Source organism: Cupriavidus sp. BIC8F (assembly GCF_032465815.1).
Taxonomy (GTDB): Bacteria; Pseudomonadota; Gammaproteobacteria; order Burkholderiales; family Burkholderiaceae; genus Cupriavidus; species Cupriavidus necator.
In genome coordinates this window covers 1,999,416-2,018,172 of the sequence record NZ_CP136094.1, presented here as the reverse complement: position 1 = coordinate 2,018,172, position 18,757 = coordinate 1,999,416, and the positions used below count along the sequence as shown (strand labels likewise).

The following is an 18,757-nucleotide window of genomic DNA, read 5'->3' as shown; positions in this document are numbered from 1 at the left end:
GGAACGAACGCCATGCAATTCCGTTCCCGCCAGCGGCGCGAAGAGCCGGAGATCAACCTGATCCCGCTGATCGACGTGCTGCTCGTGATCCTGATCTTCCTGATGATCACGACCACCTACTCGCGCTTTACCGAGCTGCAGATCCAGCTGCCCACCGCCGACGCCGAGCGCGCCCAGCAGCGGCCGCGGGAGATCGTGGTGTCGGTGTCATCGCGCGGGGTCTACTCCGTCAACAAGCAGGTGATGGAGCAGAAGGACGTCACCAGCCTGGCCGACCAGCTGCGCGCCGCCTCGGGCACCAGTGCCAGCGGCCAGCCGCCGGTAGTGATCGTCAATGCCGACGCGCAGGCCAGCCACCAGGCCGTGATCAACGTGATGGAGGCCGCGCGGCTGGCCGGGCTGTCGCGCCTGACCTTCGCCACGCAGAGCGCGCAGCCGCGCTGACTCCGGGCACCCTGGCGCATGCGGCCGGCGGGCTTGCCGCGTGCGCTGAGCAATGCCCATAATGGTTGAGCCACCCGCGCCCCCAGGGGGGCGAAGCCGCGGGCGCACTACAATCCCATCCCAACCACCGACTCCACCGCCCGCCGCGCCCATGCCCGTTCCCCGACATGCCCTTGCCGACTTCGTCACCGCCCAGTGGCAACGCCGTGGCTGGTTCGCGTGGGTGATGCTGCCGTTCTCGCTGCTGTTCGGGCTGATCGCGCGGGTGCGCCGCCATGGCTACCAGCGTGGCTGGTTCAAGTCGACGCGCCTGCCGATGCCGGTGGTGGTGGTCGGCAACGTGACCGTGGGCGGCACCGGCAAGACGCCGGCGGTGATCGCGCTGGCACAAGCGCTGACCGAGGCAGGGCTGCGCCCCGGCGTGGTGTCGCGCGGCTACGGCGTGGAACTCAAGCACCCGCGCCGCGTGAAGCCGACCTCGAAGGCGTCCGACGTAGGCGATGAACCGCTCCTGATCGCGCGCGCCACCGATGTGCCGGTCTGGGTCTTCCCCGACCGCGCGCTGTGCGCGCAGACGATGCTGGTATCGCACCCGGGCGTCAATGTGCTGCTGCTCGACGACGGCCTGCAGCACTACAAGCTGCAGCGCGACTTCGAGATCGTGATGTTCGACTCGCGCATGGGCGGCAACGGCCTGCTGCTGCCGGCCGGCCCGCTGCGCGAGCCGCTTTCGCGCCCGCGCGACGCCACGCTGATCAACGACCCCACCTTCCGCGCCACGCCCGACCGCCCCGGCGTGTACGGCATGCGGCTGGAGCTGGACGACGCCTGGCAACTGAACGATCCCGCCATGGCGCGGCCGGTCGGCGCCTTTGCCGGCCGGCGCGTGCTGGCCGCCGCCGGCATCGGCAACCCCGAACGCTTCTTCGCCAGCCTGCGCGGCGCGGGCCTGACGCCGAAGACACTGCCGCTGCCGGACCACTATGACTTCGTCGTCGATCCGTTCGTCGACAATGCCGATGCGCTCGACGCCGACGTGATCCTGATCACCGAGAAGGATGCCGTAAAATGCGAGCGCTTCGACGACCCGCGCATCTGGGTCGTCCCCACCAGGCCCGTGATCGATGCCGGCCTGATCGAAAAAATCCGCCGCGCCGTGCTGGCGCAAGTCAAACCCGCGCCGACCGCGCCGGCAACCACGCCCGGTGCCGCAGGGCGCAACGAGGAACACCGAGATGGACAACCGGCTGCTTGAAATCCTGGTCTGCCCGCTGTGCAAGGGCAAGCTGGAATATGACCGCGCCGCGCAGGAGCTGATCTGCCACGCCGACAAGCTGGCATACCCGATCCGCGACGGCATCCCCGTGATGCTGGCCGACGAGGCCCGCCAGTCGGTGCCGGGCCGTGTGGTCAACCCGGACGCCCCTGCCGCCGGCAACTGAGCGCGCGCCATGACCGTCCCCGCGTTCACCGTCGTCATTCCCGCGCGGCTCGCCTCGACGCGCCTGCCTGACAAGCCCCTGGCCGATATCGGCGGGCGCCCGATGATCGTGCGCGTGGCCGAACGCGCGCATGCGTCGTCGGCGCGGCGCACCGTGGTCGCCACCGATGCGCCCGCGGTGGCGCAGGCCTGCGCCGCGCACGGCATCGAAGCCGTGCTGACCCGCGCCGACCACCCTTCCGGCACCGACCGGCTGTCCGAAGTGGCCGCCCAGCTGGGCCTGGCCGACGACGCCATCGTGGTCAATGTGCAGGGCGACGAGCCGCTGATCGAACCATCGCTGATCGACGAGGTGGCACTGCACCTCGCGCACCACGCCGACTGCGCCATCGCCACCGCGGCGCATCCGCTGCAGGACATCGCCGAAGTCTTCAATCCCAATGTGGTCAAGGTGGTGTGTGACGCCGCCGGCCGCGCACTGTATTTCTCGCGCGCGCCGATCCCGTGGGCGCGCGATGCCTGGTCGGGCGTGCCGGCCGTGCCCGCGGCGCTGGCACAGGTGCCGCTGCCCGGCATGCCGGTGCTGCGCCATATCGGGCTGTACGCCTATCGGGCGGGCTTCCTGCGCCGCTTCCCGACGCTGGCGGCGGCGCCGCTGGAGCAGACCGAGGCGCTGGAGCAACTGCGCGCCATGTGGCATGGCGAGCGCATTGCGGTGCTGCAAACCAGTGCCGCGCCGGCCCCCGGCGTCGACACCCCGGCCGACCTGGAACGGGTGCGCGCACTGTGGGCGCAGGCGATGGCCCAGGAAGGGCCCTGACAAAACCGGCGGATAGTGACCCGCGCGGGCGCCTGCCCGCTCAGGTTCATACTGCTGCAACCTGAACCGGGGGGCGGATTTCGGGCCGATTTGGCGCCGCCTCATGGCATAATGCTTACCGATACAGAGCCGCCCGGCCGGCATGCGCAAGCGTGCCGCCGGCCAAGGCTCGGTGGGGAGATAAAGATAGAGCCCGTCCGGTATGCCGCGCCGCCATCCCCCTGGCAGCCGCCGCCGGCCGCACGCGTGGGTACGCCTGAGCAGTGCCCGCGCTGAACGCAGTCAGAACGCATCAGGACCGCAGTAAGTCCTGCGTCAAGTTACGGCGTTACCCTCCTTCTGATCTCCCGCCATACCAGATTAAAAACTCTGAGGACCCGTAAATGCGTTTGATCCTGTTGGGCGCGCCTGGCGCCGGCAAAGGCACGCAAGCCAAGTTCATCTGCGAGAAGTTCGGCATTCCGCAAATCTCCACGGGCGACATGCTGCGCGCCGCGGTGAAGGCCGGCACCCCCTTGGGCGTGGAAGCCAAGAAGGTCATGGACGCGGGCGGACTGGTGTCGGACGACATCATCATCGGCCTGGTGAAGGACCGCCTGAAGGAAGACGACTGCAAGAACGGCTACCTGTTCGACGGCTTCCCGCGCACCATTCCGCAGGCCGAGGCGATGAAGGAAGCGGGCGTGGCGATCGACTACGTTCTGGAAATCGACGTGCCGTTCGACGCCATCATCGAGCGCATGAGCGGCCGCCGCGTGCACGTGGCCTCGGGCCGCACCTACCACGTCAAGTACAACCCGCCCAAGACCGAGGGCGTGGACGACGAGACCGGCGAGGCACTGATCCAACGTGACGATGACAAGGAAGAGACGGTCAAGAAGCGTCTCGATGTCTATTCGCAGCAGACGCGTCCGCTGGTGGATTACTATTCGGACTGGGCTGCCAAGGGGGATGCTTCCGCCAAGGTGGCGCCGCCGAAGTATCGGAAGATTCTGGGCGTGGGTAATGTTGATGAGATTACTGGCCGGGTGTTTGAGGCGTTGAAGTAATTGTTTCGACTGCTCGGTTTTATGCGTCATGAAAGCGGCCTTCGGGCCGCTTTTGTTTTGGGCGATGGATTCCGGGTCGCTCTTGGCGGGCGTGGCAACAAACCCACCCCTTGCACATCGCCCACCACCCCGTAAAATACCGCCAACGAATTGACGTTTACGTAAACGGCAACAAAAACCCAATCCCAAGGAGACAACCTAATGCAAATCCAGGGCAACGTATTCATCGTCACCGGCGGCGCCTCAGGACTGGGCGCAGGCACCGCCCGCATGCTGGCCGAGGCCGGCGCCAAGGTCGTGATCGCCGACCTGAACGAGGCCACCGGCCAGGCACTGGCAACTGAACTGGGCGGCCAGTTCATCCGCTGCGACGTCACCTCCGAGGCCGACGGCCAGGCCGTGGTGGCCGCCGCCCAGGCACTGGGCCGGCTCTCGGGCATCGTCAACTGCGCCGGCATCGCCACCGCCAACAAGACCGTCGGCAAGAACGGCCCGCATCCGCTCGACGCCTTCGACAAGACCATCCGCATCAACCTGGTCGGCACCTTCAACATGATCCGCCTGGCCGCCGCGGCCATGGTGCAAAACACCCCCGACAGCGAAGGCGAGCGCGGCGTGATCATCAATACGGCGTCGGTGGCGGCCTTTGACGGCCAGATCGGGCAGGCCGCATATGCCGCGTCCAAGGGCGGCGTGGTGGCGATGACGCTGGCGATCGCGCGCGACCTGTCGCGCGACGGCGTGCGCTGCATGACCATCGCCCCGGGCATCTTCGAAACGCCGATGCTGCTGGGCATGCCGCAGGAGGTGCAGGACGCGCTCGGCAGAATGGTGCCGTTCCCGCCGCGCCTTGGCCGCCCTGCGGAGTACGCCAAGCTGGCCCGCTCGATCATCGAAAACACCATGCTCAACGGCGAAGTGATCCGCCTGGACGGCGCGATCCGGATGCAGCCCAAGTAAAGCCCCGGCGCTGCCCGCTCAGCCGGGCAGCAGCATCACCAGCATCAAACCCGGCGCCGCCGCAGGCGCCAGCGTCAGCTGCTCGAACTGTAGCGCGCCCTGCTGCGGATGGCGAAAGCTGCGGCGGCCGCCCTCGCGGTCTTCCACGTCCTGCGACAGCCAGGCATCGCGGAAGGCCGCGCTCTCTGCCATCAGACCCTCGATCAACGCACGCGTCGGCGCCTCGTCCGCATGGCGGATGATGTGCGCGCGGAATTCCGCCACCAGCCGCGCCGCGCGGTGCGGCCAGTCTTCCACCAGCGCCATCAGCCCCGGCGACAGGAACATCGCGCGCAGCAGGTTGCGCTCGGCGCTGGCGCCATCGAGCCAGCCGATAAACAGGTCCGCGGCGGCGTCATTCCAGGCCAGCGCGGTCCATTGCCGGTCGAGCAGGTAGGCCGGCCCGCCGATGGCATGCACACTGGCCAGCACCACCGGCGGCACGGTTTCGTCCGGGGCCTGCTGCGGGTCGCGGCGCCCCGCCAGTTCGAACAGGTAGGCGCGCTCGGCGCGCGACAGCCGCAGCGCGGCGGCCAGGCTGGCCAGCGCGCGTGCCGACAGCGATACCGGCCGCCCCTGCTCCAGCCACGTCACCCAGGTCGCGCTCAAGCCTGCCAGTTGCGCAACCTCCTCGCGGCGCAGGCCGGGGGTGCGGCGGCGCCGGCCCGGTGCGAGCCCGACATCGGCCGGCGCCAGCCGTTCGCGGTGCGCGCGCAGGAAAGCGCCCAGCACGGATTCGCGCGACGATGGCGATGCAGACGGGGCAACAGGGGAATCGGCAGACAGGGGCATGGCAGGCTGGTGTCGCTTATACCAGGATAAATCGGTAACTTGTACCGGGAAAACCGCCCGCCTACAGTATGCCGAACCCGCCCCGCGGGCAAGTCCCCTCCCCCAACAAGAAGGCCGCCCGCCCACCTGGGCGTGGCCCAAGGAGCCCAGCACCATGCAACAGCAGGAACTCGTCGCCGCCCAGTTCGGCGCCACCGCCAGTGCCTACCTCACCAGCACCGTCCACGCCAGCGGCGCAGACCTGCAGCAACTGCAAGACGAACTGGCCGCGCTGATCCCCGCAGCCAACCGCCCGCGCAGCCGCGTGCTGGACCTGGGCTGCGGCGCCGGCCATGCCAGCTTTGCCGCGGCAACGGTTGCGGGCGAAGTGACGGCTTACGACCTGTCGGCGGACATGCTGGCCGTGGTCGAGGCCGCGGCGCGCGAGCGCGGGCTGGCCAATATCCGCGCGCGCCAGGGCGCGGCCGAGCAGCTGCCGTTCGACGATGCCAGCTTCTGCGCGGTGGTCTCGCGCATGAGCGCGCACCACTGGCGCGACGTCCCGGCGGCATTGGCCGAGATCCGCCGGGTGCTCAGGCCCGGCGGCAGAGTGGTGCTGATTGATATTGCCGGTGCGCCGGACCCGCTGCGCGATACCTGGCTGCAATCGGTGGAACTGCTGCGCGACCCCTCGCATGTGCGCGATTACACGCCGGCGGGCTGGCGGGCAATGTTCGAGGCGGCGGGCTTTGGCGCCGATGGCATCGCCGTATCGGACATCTGGCGCATCGGCATCGAGTTCGACAGCTGGGTCAGGCGCATGCGCACCGCGCCGGTGGCCGTGGAGGCCATCCGCCACCTGTGGCAGATGGCGCCCGCGGAAGTGCGCGAGCACTATCGCGTGCAGGCCGACGGCAGCTTCGAACTGGAAGCGGTGATGGTCACCGCGCGTTGACAGAGTGGGACCAGGTCAGGCCGCGGCGCTCATTGCGGGCGCCTCGGCGCGCACGGTCAGGCGGCGCACCAGGTCCCACACCGCCGCCGCGGCCGGCGACAGTGAACGGTCCTCGCGCCGGACCATGACGATGCTGCGCTCCTCGCGCGGCACCAGCGGCCGCCACACCAGCGGCGACGCCGCCGGCAGCGGCAGCGAGAACGACGGCAGCACCGAGGCGCCTATGCCGGCCTCGACCATGCCGAACACGCTGGCCGAGTGGCCCAGTTCCTGCACCACCAGGGGCACCACGCCATGCCGGCCGAACACACGGTCGATCAGCGGCCGGCTGCCCGAGGCAAAGTCCAGCAGCACCAGCTGCATCCCATGCAGCGCCGACCACGGCACCGAGGCCGACTGCGCCAGCGGATGGTCGCGCCGGCAGACAAAGCAGAACGGGTCGGTCGCCACCGGCTCCACCACCAGCCCGTCGCGCACCAGCGGATCGATCAGCACGCCAAAGTCCACGGCGCCGGCGCGCACCTGCTCCAGGCCGTCGGCCTGCACGTTGTCACGCACGGTCAGGCGGATCTCGGGGTATTGGGCGGCGCAGGCGGCCACGTACAGCGGCATCAGCCGGGCCGAGATCGTCGGCGCACCGGCTATCACTACACGTCCGCGATAGCGTTCGCCTAGCTGGCGCGTCTCTTCCAGCGTGTCGTCGAGCTGTCCGAGCAGCCGCTCCAGCGCCGGCGCCAGCGCGTGGCCGGCCTCGGTCAGCACCACCTCGCGCGTGGTGCGGTCCAGCAGGCGCACGCCAAGTGCCTCTTCCAGCTCAGCCACGCCGCGGCTCACCGCAGGCTGGGTCAGACCGACCACATCGGCGGCCCGGCTGAAGCCACCGGTATTGGCCACGGCCAGGAAGACGCGCAACTGGCGCAGTGTGTAATTCATGCAACGGCCGGATAAATAGATTCTATAAATGAATTTGCATTCTAGACTTGGCTGGCGTCCAATACTAGGCAAAACCCTAACATTGCAGGATCCACCCGCAGTCATGTCTCGCATTGTCCGCAAGCTCAAGAAACTTTATGACCTGATCGACGGCTTCGTTCTCGTCATGTTGACGGCCATCGCCATTGCACTGGCCGCCCCTGAAATCGGCAGCGGCAACGGCCCGCTGCACCTGGGCGTGGTGACCAGCCTGGGCGTGGCGCTGGTGTTCTTCCTGCACGGCGCGGCACTCTCGCGCGACAAGCTGGTGTCGGGCGCCAAGCACTGGCGCCTGCATGTCTTCGTGCAGGCCTTCACCTACGTGGTGTTCCCGCTGGTGGGCGCGCTGCTGATGCTGTCGCTGCGCAATACGCTGCCGCCGGACCTGCTGCTGGGCGTGTTCTTCCTGTGCGCGCTGCCGTCGACGGTATCGTCGTCGGTGGCCATGACCTCGATGGCGCGCGGCAATGTATCCGGCGCGATCTTCAACGCCACCATCTCGGGCCTGATCGGCATGCTGGTCACGCCGCTGCTGATGGGGCTGGTGATCAGCGCCAGCGGCGCCTCGATGCCGCTGGGCAAGGCGCTCACCGGCGTGGCGCTGCAACTGCTGCTGCCGTTCGCGCTGGGCCAGTTGCTGCGCCCGCTGATCGGCAACTGGCTGGCAAAGAAGAAGAACATCACCAACAAGATCGACCGTGGCGTGATCGTGCTGATCGTCTATTCCTCATTCTGCGACGCCACCGCCAAGGGCCTGTGGCACCAGTACCAGTGGCAGACCATCGGCGCAGTGATGCTGATCGCCGCGGTGCTGCTGTTCGTGGTGCTGGGCTTTACCACGCTGACCGCGCGCCGCCTTGGCTTTTCTGTCGAGGACGAGATCACGGCGGTGTTCTGCGGCTCCAAGAAGAGCCTGGCCAACGGCATCCCGATGGCCAAGATCCTGTTTGCCGGCCATCCGGCGCTGGGCCTGCTGGTGCTGCCGCTGATGGTCTATCACCAGCTGCAGCTGATCGTGTGCTCGGTGATTGCATCGCGCTATGCGGACCGCGATGCCTTGCTGGAAGACCGGGCCGCGGCGCGGGCCTGAGGCACGCCGCCATGAAAAAACCGGGGCATGCCCCGGTTTTTTTGTGCCCGCCAGATTTACACGGACGGATTTTTCGACAGCGGCGGATTGCGCGCAAAGTACGACCGGATCCCCTTCAGGATCGCATTGGCCAGCTGCTCCTGGTGCGCGTTGTCGTTGAGCTTGCGCTCTTCTTCCGGATTGCTGATGAAGGCCGTCTCGATCAGGATCGACGGAATATCCGGGGCCTTCAGCACCGCAAACCCGGCCTGCTCGACGCTGCCCTTGTGCAGCTTGTTGATGCCGCCGATCTCGCCCAGCACGGCCTTGCCGACCTGGAGGCTGTCGTTGATCTGCGCGGTGGTGGACAGGTCCAGCAGCACGCGCGCCACCTGCGCATCCTTGTTGCCCATATTGGCGCCACCGATCAGGTCGGCTGCGTTTTCCTTGTTGGCCAGCCAGCGTGCCGCGGTACTGGAGGCACCGCGCTCGGACAGCGCGAACACTGACGCGCCGCGCGCCTCGGGCGACAGGAAGGCATCGGCGTGAATCGACACGAACAGGTCGGCCTGCACCCGGCGCGCCTTCTGCACGCGCACGTTCAGCGGCACGAAGAAGTCGGCGTCGCGCGTCATCATCGCGCGCATATTGGGCTGGGCATCGATCTTGGCGCGCAGGCGGTGCGCGATCTGCAGCACCACGTCTTTCTCGCGCGAGCCGGCGGCGCCGATCGCGCCGGGGTCTTCGCCGCCGTGGCCGGGATCGATCGCCACGGTCAGCAGGCGGCGCATCTTGAAGGGCCGTTCGGCAGTGGGATTGTCGCGTGCGACCGGCGGCACCACCGGAGCATTGGGGGTCGGCACCGGCGGCGCGGACGGCCTGGGCCGGGCCGAGGCCACCGGCGGCGGCAGCGGCGCGGTGGTGGGCGGCACCTCGCCCTTCTCGTCGAAGCGGCGCACCAGCGCGCCGATCGCGTCTTCCTCGGCGCCAGCCGGCGCGCCGGCGATGCCATCGTTGCCCGGCGCCGGGTCCGAGGTGGCGAAGCGGCGCTGCTTTTCCTCGGTGTCACGCACCAGCTTCCACAGCGGATCGGGCGGATTGACCGGGTACAGGTCGAACACCAGGCGGTTGCGGTAGCTGCCGATCGGCGCCAGCGTGAACACCTGCGGCGCCACGTTTTCCTTCAGGTCGAACACCATGCGGACCACGCGCGGGCGGTTCTGGCCGACGCGCACGGTCTGGATATAGGGGTCGTTCGGGGTGATCTTGGCCACCAGCTCGCGCAGCGTGGGCGACAGGTCCAGGCCGTCGATGTCCACCACCAGCCGGTCGGGGTCGCGGATCATCTGGTGCACGGCGGCCAGCGGGGAATCGGATTCGATGGTGACGCGGGTGTAGTCCTCGGCCGGCCACACGCGCACCGCGACGATGCCGGCGCCAAACGCGATCTGCGGGCCGGCCAGTGTCAGCACGGCCGTGCCCGCGCCCAGCTTCAGTGCCTGCGCCATCCATTTGCGGCGCGCCTGCAGCAGGCCGTCGGGTCCATCGGGGCGGTCGGTGGCAAGTCGCTTGATCAGCATGCGTTCAGCAGGGTAAGTCCAGTGTGAGTATAGGCGCGCATCGTCGCGATCCGCCGCTCGCCGGCGTCATCCGCCCCGGCCATGTCCGATTGGAGCAACATATGGAGATCCGGTTCCCCGAGCAGGCGGCCGGCCTTCTCCGGCCACTCGACCAGGTTGAAGGCCGGTTCGGCGAAGCAGTCGCGAAAACCCGCGTCGATCCACTCTTCGGGATCGGCAAAGCGGTACAGGTCGAAGTGGTAGACGGTCAGCGGCGAGCCGTCGGCGCGGGCCACCTCGTAGGGCTCGCACAGCGTATAGGTGGGGCTGCGGACCTTGCCCGCATGGCCGAGTGCGCGCAGGATCGCGCGCGTCAGCGTGGTCTTGCCGGCGCCCAGGTCGCCGGACAGCTGCACATGCACCGTGTGCGGCGGCATGGCCTGCACGGTGGCGGCCAGCGCGGCGCCCAGGCGCGCGGTGGCGGCTTCGTCGGGCAGCGTCAGGGTGCGTTCTTCGAGCAAGGGCATTGCGTACAATTCAGGGATGATCGACCGAGTCGCCCCAGGGCAGGCAGATGCGCCACCTACCCCCGTTCCCGGCACCGCCGGCCACCTGGCCGCGGGCCCCGGGGAACTTGCGGCACTGGCCGCGTCGATCCGCGCATGGGGCGCGGAACTGGGCTTTGCCTCCGTGCGCATTGCCGATGTCGACCTCAGTCATGCCGAGCCGGGGCTGATGGCGTGGCTGGCGCAGGGCTACCACGGCGACATGGATTATATGGCGAACCACGGCCTGCGGCGCGCCCGGCCGGCCGAACTGGTGCCCGGCACCGTGCGTGCGATCGTGGCGCGGATGCCGTACATTCCGGCCGCCGGCGCCCAGGCCGGCGCCACCGACTGGCGCCGCCACGAGCTGGCGCGGCTGGATGATCCGGCCACCGCGGTGGTGTCGCTGTATGCGCGCGGCCGCGATTATCACAAGGTGCTGCGCAGCCGCCTGCAGCAACTGGCCAGCCGGATCGAGGCCGAAATCGGAAAATTCGGCTACCGCGTCTTTACCGATTCCGCACCCGTCATGGAAGTGGCGCTGGCCAGCCAGGGCGGACTCGGCTGGCGCGGCAAGCATACGCTGCTGCTGGACCGCGACGGCGGCTCGATGTTCTTCCTCGGCGAGATCCTGGTCGACATCCCGCTGCCGGCCGACGCGCCCGAATCGGGCCACTGCGGCAACTGCCACCGCTGCCTGGACATCTGCCCGACGCGTGCCATCGTGGCGCCGTACCGGCTGGATGCGCGCCGCTGCATCTCGTACCTGACCATCGAGCACAAGGGCCCGATCCCGGTGGAGTTCCGCGCGCCCATGGGCAACCGCGTCTACGGCTGCGACGACTGCCAGCTGGCCTGCCCGTGGAACAAGTTCGCGCATGTGGCCATGGTGCCGGACTTCGACGTGCGCAACGGGCTGGACGCGCCCGACATGGTGGCGCTGTTCCAGTGGACCGAAGCGGAATTCAACCAGCGGCTCGAAGGCAGCCCGATCCGCCGCATCGGCCATGAGCGCTGGCTGCGCAACCTGGCGGTGGGGCTGGGCAACAGCCTGCGCGCGGCGCTGTCGGGCACGAGCGCCGAAGACGCGGCCCTGGCCGCGCGCATCCGCGCAGCGCTGCAGGAGCGGCGCGAGGCCGCCACGCCGCTGGTGCGCGAGCATATCGACTGGGCCCTGGCCCAGGGCGGCCCGCCGCCGGACTAGCTGACCAGCGCCAGCCACAGCGGCGTGGTCACGATCGCCGCCACCGTCATCAGCGAAATCGTCGCCGCCACCATCGGCCCGTTGCCGCCCATGCGCACCGCCAGGATATAGGCGCTGGAGGCCGTGGGCAGCGAGGCATACAGCACCACGATCTGGTACTGCAGCGCGGTCAGCGGCAGGTGCCGCCCCACCAGCCAGGCCACGCACGGCATCGCCAGCAGCTTGACCCCGGTCCACCAGGCCACCGGGCCGGCGGTACCGGTGGCGCCACTCATCTGCAGCCCGGCACCCACCGTCATCAGCCCCAGCGCGGTCGAGGCCGAGCCCAGCCGGTTCAGTGTCATCCCCAGCACCTCGGGCGCATGCAGCCCCATCAGGTTGGTGAGCAGGCCGCCGGCAGTGGCCAGGATCAGCGGGTTGCGCGCCAGCTCTTTCCACAGCGCGGTCTGGCCGTGCCGCGCCAGCGCCCACACCGCCGCCACGTTGCACAGCGGCACCGTGCAGCCGACGATCACCGCCATCAGCGCCAGCCCCTCGGAGCCGCCCAGGCGCGAGGCCAGCGCCAGCCCGATATAGGAATTGAAGCGGAACGCGGTCTGCAGGCCCGAGGCAAAGCTCAGCGCGTTCGGGCGCAACACCCATTTGACGGCGTAGCCGCCGGCCATGCCGGTGGCCATCACCAGCAGCGCCAGCCCCAGCATGGCCGAGGTCGAGGAGAAATCCAGCACCGCGGTATTGGTCGACTGCAGCAGCAGCGCCGGGAACAGCACGAAGTAGACCAGGCGTTCCACGCCGCCCCAGAAGGCGCGGTCGAACGGGGTATAGCGCACCAGCAGCCAACCGATGAGGATCAGGCTGAAGTCCGGGACCAGCAGGAGGGCAGAAGACATTTATCGTTGTTTTGGTGGCGGTGGCATGACGCGGCAGCTGCCCTGCGGGCCGTCGCACGGGATTGCAGCGGCGGCGGCGGGGGTGGATAACGGCAAAAAACCGGAATGTGCAGACTAGGGCAGATACGGATAGGTATTTTTCCAGATTTAGGCCAGCATGGCATGCCAAGTTGTACGCCTGCCGCCATGTTGTCCCGCACCCGGTCCGCGCCGCCGCGCCCGGACACCCACCTCCGAGCCCCCTTCCGCCCTGGTCTGCACCCGGGCCGCTGCCTGCGCCTGGCCGCCGTGCTGGCGGCGCTGTGCGCCGCCATGGCCGCGGGCGCCGTACCCGTGCCGGCGCGCTCGGTGGAGATCGAAGGGATACGTTTTGACGATGCGGCACGCGTGGGCGGCAAGGAACTGCGGCTCAACGGCACCGCCCTGCGCGCGGGCTTCCTGGCCAAGGGCTACGTGGCCGCCCTGTACCTGCAGGAGAGGGCCCGCAACGCGGCCCTGGTGCTGGGCACGCCCGGCACCAAGCGGCTGCAGTTGCGCATGCTGCGCGAGGCCGAACCGCCGGCCCTCATGCGCGCCATCCGCCAGGGCCTCCGCAACAACCACAGCGAGCAGCAGATGCAGGAACTGGCCACGCGGCTGGTACAGTTCGAGCGCACCCTGGGCGAGGTCGGCACCGCGCACAAGGGCGACGTGATCAACCTGGATTTTTCCCCGCAGACGGGGACCGTCGTCGCCATCAACGGCACGCCTCGCGGCCGGCCGATCCCCGGCGAAGACTTCTACCAGGCCGTGCTGCGGGTCTTCCTGGGCGAGCGCCCGGTCGACGCCGAGGTCAAGCGCGGGCTGCTGGGCGGCTGACACAATTACGCTGCCGGCGCACGGCCCCACCTGTGGCACTGCGACGGTTTTTTTGCTTCCGGGCGGCACCCTGCCCGGATTTCCTGACGGGAGACATGATCTCATGCAAGCTGGCAAACTCGCACTGACCCTGGCCCTGGCCGCCGCCGCCACCGCGGCGCAGGCCCAGAGCTACCCCACCAAGCCGATCCGACTGATCATTCCGTTCGCACCCGGCGGCACCACCGACATCGTCGGCCGCGGCGCCGCGGACCAGATGAGCCGCATCCTGGGCCAGCCCGTAGTGGTGGAGAACCGCGCCGGCGGGGGTGGTTCGATCGGTGCAGACGCGATCGCCAAGGCCGCGCCGGACGGGTACACCATCGGCATCTCCACGGTCTCGACCATGGCCGTGAACCCGGCCTGCAACCCCAAGCTGTCGTACGACCCGATCAAGGACTTCAAGCCCATCACCAACCTGGCCAACGTGGCCAACGTGATCGCCGTGAACCCGAACTTCCCGGCCAAGGACTACAAGGAGTTCCTGGCCGTGCTGAAGGCCAACCCGGGCAAGTATTCGTACGCCTCGTCGGGCACCTGCGGCTTCGGCCACATGCTGGGCGAGCAGTTCAAGGTCTCGACCAAGACCTTCATGGTCCATATCCCGTACCGCGGCGCGGGCCCGGCGCTGAACGACGTGCTGGCCGGCCAGGTGCCGATCATGGTGGACAACCTGCCCTCTTCGATTCCCTACATCAAGGCCGGCAAGCTGCGCCCGATCGTGGTGGCCTGGAACAAGCGCCTGGAATCCATGCCCAACGTGCCGACCTTCGGCGAAATGGGCCTGAAGGAGCCGAACGACCCGGCCTGGTACGGCCTGGTGGCACCGGCCGGCACGCCTGACGACGTCATCAAGAAGCTCAACGAAGCCGCCGTCAAGGCCCTGCAGGACAAGGACTTCCAGCAGCGCCTGCGCACCGCCGGCGCCGAGCCGTCGGGCAACACGCCGGCGCAGCATGCGGCCGAGATCAAGAAGGAATTCGACAAGATGAAGAATCTTGTGAAGGTGCAGAACATCAAGCTGGAGCAATGATCCGGCCGGTGTGACGCCACCCGCAAAGGGCCGCCGCGAGGCGGCCCTTTTTTCTTGCCCGCGCCAAAAAGCACTAAAATCCAGCATTCGCCCCAGCCTGACCGCCATGCCCGCCACCTATGACGCCATCCTCACCGCCCCGTTCGGCAAGATCGGGGTGCGCACGGACGGCGTGCGCATCCGGGCCATCGTGTATCTTCCCGAGCACGTCGAGGCACGCGCCCCGGCGGACGCGCTGACGCAACAGCTCGCGGCGCAACTGGAGGCCTACTACGCCAATCCCGACGCCGCCTTCGACCTGCCGCTGGCCCCGGCCGGCAGCGACTTCCAGCAGCGCGTGTGGCAGGCCATCAGCGCGGTGCCGCGCGGCGCGGTGACCACCTATGGCACCATCGCCGAGGCCATCGGCGCGATGCCGCGCGCGGTGGGCCAGGCCTGCGGGCAGAACCCGTTCCCGATCGTGATCCCCTGCCATCGCGTGGTCTCGGCACGCGGCATCGGCGGCTTCTCGCACCATGCCGAAGACGGCTTCTACCTCGACGTCAAACGCTGGCTGCTGCGCCATGAGGGCGCCATGCTGATATGAGCGGCGCCGCCCAGGCACCCGCGCAGGCGGCCGCGCCCAGCGACGCCGACGTGGCGCTGGTCAGCCGCTTCTGCGACGCGCTGTGGCTGGAAGACGGCCTCTCGCGCAACACCATCGATGCCTACCGGCGCGACCTGACGCTGCTGGCGCGCTGGCTGCAGCATGAACACCGCAGTGAACTGCTGGGCGTGGACGACAGCGCGCTGTCGGCCTACTTCAACGCGCGCCACACGCAGACCCGCGCCTCGTCGGCCAACCGTCGCCTGGCGGTGTTCCGCCGCTTCTACCAGTGGGCGCTGCGCGAACACCTGGTCGAAGCCGACCCCTGCCTGCTGCTGCGCCCCGCCAAGCAGCCGCCGCGCTACCCCAAGACCCTGACCGAGTCCCAGGTCGACGCGCTGCTCGAAGCGCCCGACACCGACACGCCGCTGGGGCTGCGCGACCGCACCATGCTGGAGCTGATGTACGCCAGCGGGCTGCGTGTGTCGGAGCTCACGCAGATGAAGACCATCGAGATCGGCCTGAACGAAGGCGTGGCGCGCGTGGTCGGCGGCAAGGGCGACAAGGAGCGGCTGGTGCCGTTCGGCCAGCAGGCCGGCGACTGGCTGCGCCGCTACCTGGCCAGTGCGCGCCCCGCGCTGCTGGCCGGGCGCGCCTGCGACGCGCTCTTTGTCACGCAGCGCGGCGAAGGCATGACGCGGCAGGCGTTCTGGCACCTGATCAAGCGCCATGCGCGCGATGCCGGCGTGCACGCGCCGCTGTCGCCGCACACGCTGCGGCACGCCTTTGCCACGCACCTGCTCAACCACGGCGCCGACCTGCGCGTGGTGCAGCTGCTGCTGGGCCACGCCGATATTTCCACCACCCAGATCTATACGCACGTCGCCCGCGAACGCCTGCGCGAGCTGCACCAGCAGCACCATCCGCGCGGTTGAGCAAGCGGGCAGCGACCACTGTCATGAGCAAGACCAGGCACGTATCAGAAACCCCCGCCACGCAGTACCTGCGCAAGCATGGCGTCGCCTTCGGCGAGCATCCGTATGACTATGTCGAGCACGGCGGCACCGGCGAATCGGCGCGCCAGCTGGGCGTTCCCGAGCACGACGTGATCAAGACGCTGATCATGGAAGACGAGCGCGCGCAGCCGATGGTGGTGCTGATGCACGGCGACTGCTCGGTCTCGACCAAGAACCTGGCACGCCAAGCCAGCCGCAAGAGCGTGCAGCCGTGCAAGCCCGAGGTGGCGCAGCGCCACAGCGGCTACATGGTGGGCGGCACCTCGCCCTTCGGCACGCGCAAGCGCATGCCGGTCTACGTGGAGTCGACCGTGCTGGAACTGGCGCGCATCTATATCAACGGCGGGCGCCGCGGCTACCTGGTCAGCGTGGACCCGAAGCTGCTGCCCACGCTGGTGGACGCCCAGCCGGTGCAATGCGCACTGCCTGACTGAGCACATGACCGGGCGCCCCCGCGCAAACCGAGGGAAGCCTCGATGCCAATCCGGGAAGTCACGGACGTAGCGAGGCCCCTGCCGCGCTACAATCGCGCCAGCCTGAAAACACCCCACTACACATGGCCAATCTGCTTTTCGCCCTTGCCGCCTACCTGATCGGCTCCGTTTCCTTCGCTGTGGTCGTCAGCAAGCTGATGGGGCTGCCGGACCCGCACTCCTATGGCTCCGGCAATCCCGGCGCCACCAACGTGCTGCGCACCGGCAACAAGAAGGCCGCCATCCTGACGCTGATCGGCGATGCCCTGAAGGGCTGGCTGGCGGTATGGCTGGCGGCGCGCTTCGGGCCGGCCTACGGGCTGAACGAAACCGGACTGGCCATGGTGGCACTGGCGGTCTTCCTGGGGCACCTGTTCCCGGTGTACCACCGCTTCGCCGGCGGCAAGGGCGTAGCCACCGCGGCCGGGATCCTGCTGGCCATCGACCCGATCCTGGGCCTGGGCACGCTGGCCACGTGGCTGATCATCGCGTTCTTTTTCCGCTACTCGTCGCTGGCAGCGCTGGTGGCGGCGATCTTCGCACCGTTCTTCCATGTGCTGATGAACGGCGTGGATGTGATGACGGGGGCGATCTTCGTGATCAGCGTGCTGCTGATTGCGCGGCACCGGCAGAATATTGCCAAGCTGCTGGCCGGCAAGGAAAGCCGGATCGGCGAGAAGAAGAAGGTCTGAAAACGGCCTGAGGCAGCCCTGACCCCGGCTCAGGCCTCGGCTGCCCCAAACAGCATCTCCACCCGGAAGCCGCCGCCGTCGGCATTCACCAGGTTCAGCTTCCCGCCCGCCTGCCGCACCAGCCGGTCCACGATCGCCAGCCCCAGCCCGGAATGCGCATTGCCGCCCCGAGCCGGGTCCAGCCGCACAAAGGGCAGCGTGGCGCGGTCCTTGTCATCCTCGGGAATGCCGGCGCCCTGGTCCTCCACCACCAGCAGGTAACCCTCCGGCGTGCGCGCGGTCGCAATGCACACCGGCGGCTTGCCATAGGCGTAGGCGTTGTCGACCAGGTTGCCGACGATGCGGTCCAGCTGCGTGGCGATCATGCGGAAGCCCTCGCCCGCGCCCAGCGACAGCACCACCTGGCGCTCCTGCTCGGCCAGCGACGCGGCCAGCTCATTGACGCGCCGGTCCACCGGCACCGGCCGCGCGGTCGACTCGCTGGTCTGCGCGAAGCTCAGGAACTGTTCGACGATGGCCGACATGGACTCCACGTCGCGCGTCACCCCCGCGGCGGCCTTGGGATCGGCCAGCATCTCGGCGCGCAGGCGCAGCCGCGCCAGCGGCGTCTTCAGGTCATGCGCGATGCCTGCCAGCATGGTGTTGCGCTCCTGGTCGATGCGCGCCAGGTCGGCCACCATGCGGTTGAAACGCTCGATCAGCTGGCGCAGCTCATGCGGGCCGCGCTCGCGCAGCGGCGGCACGGCGTGCTGGCGCGACAGCAGCTCCGCCGCATTGGCCATGTCGCGCACCGGCCGCTGGATCTGCCAGGCGATCAGCACCGCGAAGATGATTGCCACGCCCACCACCAGCATCACGCCCGGCACCAGCCGGTTGTCAGGCGGCGGATTGTGGACCCACAGGATCGGCATGGCGATCCAGCGGGCGCGGCTGGGCAGCTTGATCCAGATGCGCGGCGTGGTCTCGTCCTCCAGCCGGATCTCGGTGCCCTGCGGCAGCCTGCCGATGAACTGCTCGACCAGCCGGCGCGAGCGCCCGCCCTTGGGCACGGTGGCATGCTCTTCCGCGTCGGCCGTGTTGGCCGTCTCCACCAGGCTGGGCAGCTTCGCCGGCGGACGCGCGTCGAGCGCGCGCTCGATGCTGTCGAGTTGGAACAGCATCTGCTCGACGGAATAGTCCACCTGCTGCTGGCGGCGGTCCATGCGCAGGATGGCGAGCCATGAGAAATGGCTGATCACGAGCACGGCGGCAATCAGCAGCGCAATGCGGCCGAACAGGGTGTCGATACGTCGCAACTTCATCGCAAACAAGGATCTGGTGGCAAGCGGCGCCAGGGTGCGGG

General features: G+C 68.7%; 21 protein-coding genes. 15 read left to right on the top strand and 6 right to left on the bottom strand.

All coding sequences use genetic code 11. The annotated features are described in order from the left end of the window. Positions 1-12 precede the first annotated feature (12 nt). The 6 genes from RS901_RS09485 to RS901_RS09460 all read left to right on the top strand — a co-directional run bounded on the left by RS901_RS09485 (position 13) and on the right by RS901_RS09460 (position 4,714). Positions 13-444, top strand: coding sequence for a biopolymer transporter ExbD (locus tag RS901_RS09485; RefSeq protein WP_316153181.1), 432 nt, complete (start codon positions 13-15; stop codon positions 442-444). Positions 445-595: 151 nt separating this feature from the next. Beyond that, positions 596-1,699, top strand: coding sequence for a tetraacyldisaccharide 4'-kinase (gene lpxK / locus RS901_RS09480; protein ID WP_316153179.1), 1,104 nt, complete (start codon positions 596-598; stop codon positions 1,697-1,699). Continuing rightward, on the top strand, positions 1,680-1,886 hold the full coding sequence (locus RS901_RS09475) for a Trm112 family protein (protein ID WP_013955684.1): 207 nt from the start codon (positions 1,680-1,682) through the stop codon (positions 1,884-1,886). The genes lpxK and RS901_RS09475 overlap by 20 nt, the downstream gene beginning before the upstream one ends. Positions 1,887-1,895: 9 nt before the next feature. Next, positions 1,896-2,705, top strand: coding sequence for a 3-deoxy-manno-octulosonate cytidylyltransferase (gene kdsB / locus RS901_RS09470; RefSeq protein ID WP_316153176.1), 810 nt, complete (start codon positions 1,896-1,898; stop codon positions 2,703-2,705). A 383-nt stretch (positions 2,706-3,088) separates the two neighbouring features. Then, positions 3,089-3,754 (top strand): adenylate kinase, encoded by a 666-nt coding sequence (adk, locus tag RS901_RS09465; RefSeq protein ID WP_035822081.1) that lies wholly within the window; start codon positions 3,089-3,091, stop codon positions 3,752-3,754. 201 nt (positions 3,755-3,955) lie between these two features. Continuing rightward, positions 3,956-4,714 carry a 3-hydroxyacyl-CoA dehydrogenase gene (locus tag RS901_RS09460; protein ID WP_316153174.1) on the top strand — a complete coding sequence of 253 codons (759 nt, stop codon included), beginning with the start codon at positions 3,956-3,958 and terminating at the stop codon, positions 4,712-4,714. Positions 4,715-4,732: 18 nt separating this feature from the next. On the opposite strand, the gene RS901_RS09455 is transcribed toward RS901_RS09460, so the two are convergent. Further along, on the bottom strand, positions 4,733-5,545 hold the full coding sequence (locus tag RS901_RS09455; protein WP_316153173.1) for a helix-turn-helix domain-containing protein: 813 nt from the start codon (positions 5,543-5,545) through the stop codon (positions 4,733-4,735). Between the two features lie 154 nt (positions 5,546-5,699). Between RS901_RS09455 and RS901_RS09450 the strand changes: the two genes are divergently transcribed. After that, positions 5,700-6,479 carry a class I SAM-dependent methyltransferase gene (locus RS901_RS09450; RefSeq protein WP_316153172.1) on the top strand — a complete coding sequence of 260 codons (780 nt, stop codon included), beginning with the start codon at positions 5,700-5,702 and terminating at the stop codon, positions 6,477-6,479. A gap of 15 nt (positions 6,480-6,494) precedes the next feature. Here the strand turns inward: RS901_RS09450 and RS901_RS09445 are convergent, their stop codons facing one another. Next, positions 6,495-7,412 (bottom strand): LysR family transcriptional regulator, encoded by a 918-nt coding sequence (locus RS901_RS09445; RefSeq protein ID WP_035826059.1) that lies wholly within the window; start codon positions 7,410-7,412, stop codon positions 6,495-6,497. 103 nt (positions 7,413-7,515) lie between these two features. Between RS901_RS09445 and RS901_RS09440 the strand changes: the two genes are divergently transcribed. Continuing rightward, a complete protein-coding gene (locus RS901_RS09440) occupies positions 7,516-8,541 on the top strand; it encodes a bile acid:sodium symporter family protein (RefSeq protein ID WP_316153168.1) in 1,026 nt (341 codons plus the stop codon). Between the two features lie 56 nt (positions 8,542-8,597). Here the strand turns inward: RS901_RS09440 and RS901_RS09435 are convergent, their stop codons facing one another. Further along, a complete protein-coding gene (locus RS901_RS09435) occupies positions 8,598-10,100 on the bottom strand; it encodes an N-acetylmuramoyl-L-alanine amidase (protein WP_316153166.1) in 1,503 nt (500 codons plus the stop codon). Beyond that, positions 10,094-10,606, bottom strand: coding sequence for a tRNA (adenosine(37)-N6)-threonylcarbamoyltransferase complex ATPase subunit type 1 TsaE (tsaE, locus tag RS901_RS09430; protein ID WP_013955673.1), 513 nt, complete (start codon positions 10,604-10,606; stop codon positions 10,094-10,096). The genes RS901_RS09435 and tsaE overlap by 7 nt, the downstream gene beginning before the upstream one ends. 16 nt (positions 10,607-10,622) lie before the next feature. On the opposite strand from tsaE, the gene queG reads away from it, so the two are divergent. After that, on the top strand, positions 10,623-11,828 hold the full coding sequence (queG, locus tag RS901_RS09425) for a tRNA epoxyqueuosine(34) reductase QueG (protein WP_316153165.1): 1,206 nt from the start codon (positions 10,623-10,625) through the stop codon (positions 11,826-11,828). Here queG and RS901_RS09420 read toward each other — a convergent pair. Continuing rightward, the gene (locus tag RS901_RS09420; protein WP_316153163.1) at positions 11,825-12,718 is read right to left on the bottom strand and encodes an AEC family transporter; all 894 of its coding nucleotides are present in this window, start codon (positions 12,716-12,718) and stop codon (positions 11,825-11,827) included. The two genes, queG and RS901_RS09420, sit on opposite strands and share 4 nt — an antisense overlap. 186 nt (positions 12,719-12,904) lie before the next feature. Here RS901_RS09420 and RS901_RS09415 point away from each other — a divergent pair, with 186 nt between their 5' ends. The 6 genes from RS901_RS09415 (at position 12,905) to plsY (ending at position 17,415) form a co-directional block, all read left to right on the top strand. Continuing rightward, entirely contained in the window at positions 12,905-13,576 is a 672-nt protein-coding gene (locus tag RS901_RS09415; protein WP_316153161.1) for a chalcone isomerase family protein, read from the top strand. Positions 13,577-13,679: 103 nt separating this feature from the next. Further along, positions 13,680-14,648: a tripartite tricarboxylate transporter substrate binding protein BugE gene (locus tag RS901_RS09410; RefSeq protein ID WP_013955671.1), complete on the top strand. Its 969-nt coding sequence runs from the start codon at positions 13,680-13,682 to the stop codon at positions 14,646-14,648. Positions 14,649-14,754: 106 nt separating this feature from the next. After that, positions 14,755-15,234 carry a methylated-DNA--[protein]-cysteine S-methyltransferase gene (locus tag RS901_RS09405; protein ID WP_316153159.1) on the top strand — a complete coding sequence of 160 codons (480 nt, stop codon included), beginning with the start codon at positions 14,755-14,757 and terminating at the stop codon, positions 15,232-15,234. Further along, a complete protein-coding gene (xerD, locus tag RS901_RS09400) occupies positions 15,231-16,169 on the top strand; it encodes a site-specific tyrosine recombinase XerD (RefSeq protein ID WP_316153157.1) in 939 nt (312 codons plus the stop codon). The genes RS901_RS09405 and xerD overlap by 4 nt, the downstream gene beginning before the upstream one ends. Before the next feature lie 23 nt (positions 16,170-16,192). Next, the gene (locus RS901_RS09395) at positions 16,193-16,684 is read left to right on the top strand and encodes an aminoacyl-tRNA deacylase (RefSeq protein WP_316153155.1); all 492 of its coding nucleotides are present in this window, start codon (positions 16,193-16,195) and stop codon (positions 16,682-16,684) included. A gap of 122 nt (positions 16,685-16,806) precedes the next feature. After that, positions 16,807-17,415: a glycerol-3-phosphate 1-O-acyltransferase PlsY gene (gene plsY / locus RS901_RS09390; protein ID WP_011614592.1), complete on the top strand. Its 609-nt coding sequence runs from the start codon at positions 16,807-16,809 to the stop codon at positions 17,413-17,415. 29 nt (positions 17,416-17,444) lie between these two features. On the opposite strand, the gene RS901_RS09385 is transcribed toward plsY, so the two are convergent. After that, entirely contained in the window at positions 17,445-18,716 is a 1,272-nt protein-coding gene (locus tag RS901_RS09385; RefSeq protein ID WP_013955666.1) for an ATP-binding protein, read from the bottom strand. Positions 18,717-18,757: the final 41 nt, after the last annotated feature.